General features: G+C 51.7%; 3 protein-coding genes and 1 pseudogene. 2 read left to right on the top strand and 2 right to left on the bottom strand.

Features of this window, described 5'->3' with window-relative positions; all coding sequences use genetic code 11:
* Positions 1 to 221 (bottom strand): annotated as a pseudogene (locus tag ACTHUE_RS12205) (S9 family peptidase); the annotation flags it as partial.
* Positions 222 to 323: 102 nt separating this feature from the next.
* Positions 324 to 2,381: a polyphosphate kinase 1 gene (ppk1, locus tag ACTHUE_RS12200; RefSeq protein WP_440361263.1), complete on the bottom strand. Its 2,058-nt coding sequence runs from the start codon at positions 2,379 to 2,381 to the stop codon at positions 324 to 326.
* A 208-nt stretch (positions 2,382 to 2,589) separates the two neighbouring features.
* On the opposite strand from ppk1, the gene fabI reads away from it, so the two are divergent.
* Together fabI and mscL are read left to right on the top strand one after the other, a co-directional pair.
* The gene (gene fabI, locus ACTHUE_RS12195) at positions 2,590 to 3,378 is read left to right on the top strand and encodes an enoyl-ACP reductase FabI (RefSeq protein WP_049344977.1); all 789 of its coding nucleotides are present in this window, start codon (positions 2,590 to 2,592) and stop codon (positions 3,376 to 3,378) included.
* A 448-nt stretch (positions 3,379 to 3,826) separates the two neighbouring features.
* Positions 3,827 to 4,062: large conductance mechanosensitive channel protein MscL (mscL, locus tag ACTHUE_RS12190; protein WP_440423575.1), on the top strand; the 236-nt coding region annotated here is incomplete at its 3' end.

The following is a 4,062-nucleotide window of genomic DNA, read 5'->3' as shown; positions in this document are numbered from 1 at the left end:
GCGTCCTGATGGAAATGGTACATCCGCGCGCGGTGTTCCTGACAAAACGGAATCTGCCGCGTGTCCTGCAACTGCGCCAAAATGCCGTCGGACAATGCGCGCGCTTTGTCGTTTTCTAAAAAACGCGCACGCGTTTCGGCATGGGCCGCGGCGGCAAAATCTTGCGTTTCGGGAGATTCGAGGTTTTCAAAATGGAGATAGGAATCGGGGTAAGATTTCATAGGAAAAGGCCGTCTGAAAGATTGGGAAACGGAATTATAACGGCAAAATCAAAAAAGGCCGTCTGAAACCTGCGTTTCAGACGGCCTGAGACATTATTCAACTCAACGTCCGTATATTTTCCACAAACCTTCCTGCAAACCAAACGCAGGCTCGCCGTCTTGCGGCTGGGTGCGGACATAACTGCCGTCAGGCTGCATCAGCCAAGCCTGGGTATTGTCTTCCAAGGCCATTTCCAAACCTTCGCGGATCACGCGTTCTTTGAGTTCGGGCGTGGTAATCGGCGTGGCGACTTCAATGCGGCGAAAGAAGTTGCGACCCATCCAGTCGGCGCTGGAGATAAAGGTATCGTCTGCGCCGTTGTTATGGAAGCAATACACGCGCGAGTGTTCGAGTTGGCGGCCGATAATGGAGCGGACGCGGATGTTTTCGGACAAGCCTTTTACCCCCGGGCGCAAAGTACACATACCGCGCACAATCAGGTCGATTTGCACGCCTGCCGCGCTGGCCTGATACAGCGCATCAATTACGCTCGGCTCGATGAGGGAGTTCATCTTGGCGGTAATCCGTGCCGGTTTGCCTGCTTTGGCGTGTTCGGTTTCCTGCTTGATGCGGTCGATGACCATTTTGTGTAGGGTAAACGGGCTTTGATAGAGCTTGTTCAGACGGCCCGGCTTGCCCAAGCCTGTGATTTCCATAAACAACGTGTTCACATCAGCAGTAATTTGTTCGTCAGCGGTGATGATGCCGAAGTCGGTGTAAATGCGCGATGTGCCTTGGTGGTAGTTGCCGGTACCGAGGTGGGCATAACGCTTGAGCACGCCGTCTTCACGGCGGATAACCAAAGCCATTTTGGCGTGGACTTTGTAGCCGAATACGCCGTACACGACGTGCGCACCCGCCTCTTCGAGCTGTTTCGCCCAGTTGACGTTGTTGGCTTCGTCAAAACGCGCCATCAGTTCAACCACGACGGTAACTTGCTTGCCCGCCAGTGCAGCCTTCATCAATGCGCGCACAAGCTCGGAATTGCTGCCGGTACGATAAATGGTCATTTTGACGGCCAACACATCCGGATCGGCAGCAGCCTCGCGTATCATTTGGACAACCGGATCGAAAGACTGATACGGGTGGTGCAGCAAAATCGGCGACTGTTTGACCAGTTTGAACACTGAGCCGTTTTTGCGTAAGGCTTTCAGACGGCCTGCGTTGCGCGGCGGAAACTTCAAATCCGGCCTGTCCACCAAATCCGGGACGGCATTGAGGCGCACCAAATTAACCGGACCTTTGACCTGATACAGCTCGGCAGAAGTCAGCTTGAACTGGGCAAGCAGGAAGTCGTGAATATGCGCCGGACAAGTGTCCGCCACTTCCAAGCGCACGCCGTCGCCGTATTCGCGGTCGTGCAACTCGTTTTGAATCGCGGCACGCAGGTTTTTCAAATCTTCTTCATCAACCGTCAAATCGCTGTCACGCGTGAGGCGGAACTGATGGCAGTCTTTCACCTTCATGCCGGGAAAGAGTTTGCCGACATGGGCGTGCAAAATCGAAGACAAGAACACAAAGCCTGCATCGCCGCCGCAAATTTCAGACGGCATGGGGACGACGCGCGGCAAAATGCGCGGAGCCTGCACAATCGCCATACCAGACGGCCGGCCGAACGCATCCGTGCCTTCGAGTTCGACGGCGAAGTTGAGCGATTTATTTAACGGGCGAGGAAACGGGTGTGACGGATCAAGGCCGATGGGCGTGAGAATGGGCAACAGCTCATTGTCGAAATAGTTTTCGATCCATTTTTTCTGCGCGGCCATCCATTTGTGGCGGCGATAGAAATGAATGCCGGCGCGGCCGAGTGCAGGCTGCAATACTTTGTTAAACAGATCGTACTGCTCGCGAATCAAGGCCTGCGCCTCTTTCGCCACCGCTTCGATGGTTTCGGCCGCGGTTTTTCCGTTGTCGAGCAGCTGATGCGGGCGCAATTTGTTTTCGCGTTTCAACCACGCCATGCGCACTTCAAAAAATTCGTCCAAATTGGAAGACACGATACACAGGAAACGCAAACGTTCCAACAAGGGAACTTTCGTATCCTGCGCCTGAGCCAATACACGACGGTTAAACGCCAACAGGCTGAGTTCTCGGCAGAGAATGCGGTTTTGCTCGGGCATGGTTCACTCCTGAAACATCGGTCATTAAGACTATCAAGTATAACGTTTTGCCGCCGTTCCGTCAGGTTTCAGACGGCCTTGGCAGACAACCTTATCCCTATTTGAGGCAAGACAAAGGGTTATCCGTTTTTTTCTATGCCGAAACAGCGGTTTTTGCTATAATGCGCAGTTTAATGCAACCGCAATACCACTGCTAAAGGATAAGAAAATGGGCTTTTTGCAAGGCAAAAAAATTCTGATTACCGGCATGATCTCCGAGCGTTCCATCGCTTACGGCATCGCCAAAGCCTGCCGCGAACAAGGCGCGGAATTGGCATTCACTTATGTTGTCGACAAACTGGAAGAGCGCGTCCGTAAAATGGCGGCCGAACTCGGCTCCGAACTCGTGTTCCGCTGCGACGTTGCCAGCGACGACGAAATCAACCAAGTTTTCGTTGACTTGGGCAAACACTGGGACGGCCTCGACGGTTTGGTGCACGCCATCGCGTTTGCCCCGAAAGAAGCTTTGAGCGGCGACTTCCTCGACAGCATCAGCCGCGAAGCGTTCAACACTGCTCACGAAATCTCCGCATACAGCCTGCCTGCGCTGGCAAAAGCCGCCCGTCCGATGATGCAGGGCCGCAACGCCGCAATCGTTGCCCTGAGCTACTTAGGCGCCGTTCGTGCCATTCCTAACTACAACGTTATGGGCATGGCCAAAGCCAGCCTCGAAGCCGGCATCCGCTTCACTGCCGCCTGCCTGGGCAAAGAAGGCATCCGCTGCAACGGCATCTCCGCAGGCCCGATCAAAACCCTGGCTGCTTCCGGCATCGCCGATTTAAGCAAACTCTTAGGCCACGTCGCTTCCCACAACCCATTGGGCCGCAACGTGACCACCGAAGAAGTCGGCAACACCGCCGCCTTCCTCTTGTCCAACCTCGCTTCCGGCATTACCGGCGAGATTACCTACGTTGACGGCGGTTACAGCATCAATGCGCTGAACGACGAAGAGAACTAAACAGTTTTCACGCCAAACGCACTTTCATGCTGAAAGTGCGTTTTTTATGGCCGTTACATTATGGTTTGAATAACTGCATGACAAAAAAGGCCGTCTGAAAGTCAAATACGAATTCGAAACATTATCTTTACAGGCTTTCAATGATTATGTTTTCAGCATTATTATATTATCATTCTACCTCAATTTGAAATTCCGATAGAGCATTGATTCTAAAGATAACATTCATGTTATCTGATACTTAGCTACTGATAAAAAGTGGTGTAAAAAAGTAACAGAAAAAATTCAGACGGCCTGTTTTTCATACAGAAGGCATAGAAGCAGGGCATTTTTGGCATAAAATACAAAATTTAACATTATTGAATTTTTCTTAACTAATAAAGCGTTAAGATGCCTGCCGATTAATTGAATCACATCTGATTTTGACTCAAACACATACAGGAGATTAATTATGTCAATCGCTTCAGAATTTAAAGAATTTATTATGCGTGGCAACGTTGTCGACCTCGCAGTCGGTATGGTTGTCGGTACAGCATTCAGCGGCATCGTCAAATCATTGGTTGACGATGTAATCATGCCTCCTATCGGTCTACTAATCGGCGGCGTTGATTTCTCCAACCTGTTCATCACCCTGAAAAACGGCGCACAAGCCGCTCCTGCTGAAGGTTACGCCAACCTGGCAGCCGC

The organism is Neisseria sp. P0021.S005 (assembly GCF_051956955.1).
This window is presented reverse-complemented; position numbering and strand designations above follow the sequence as displayed.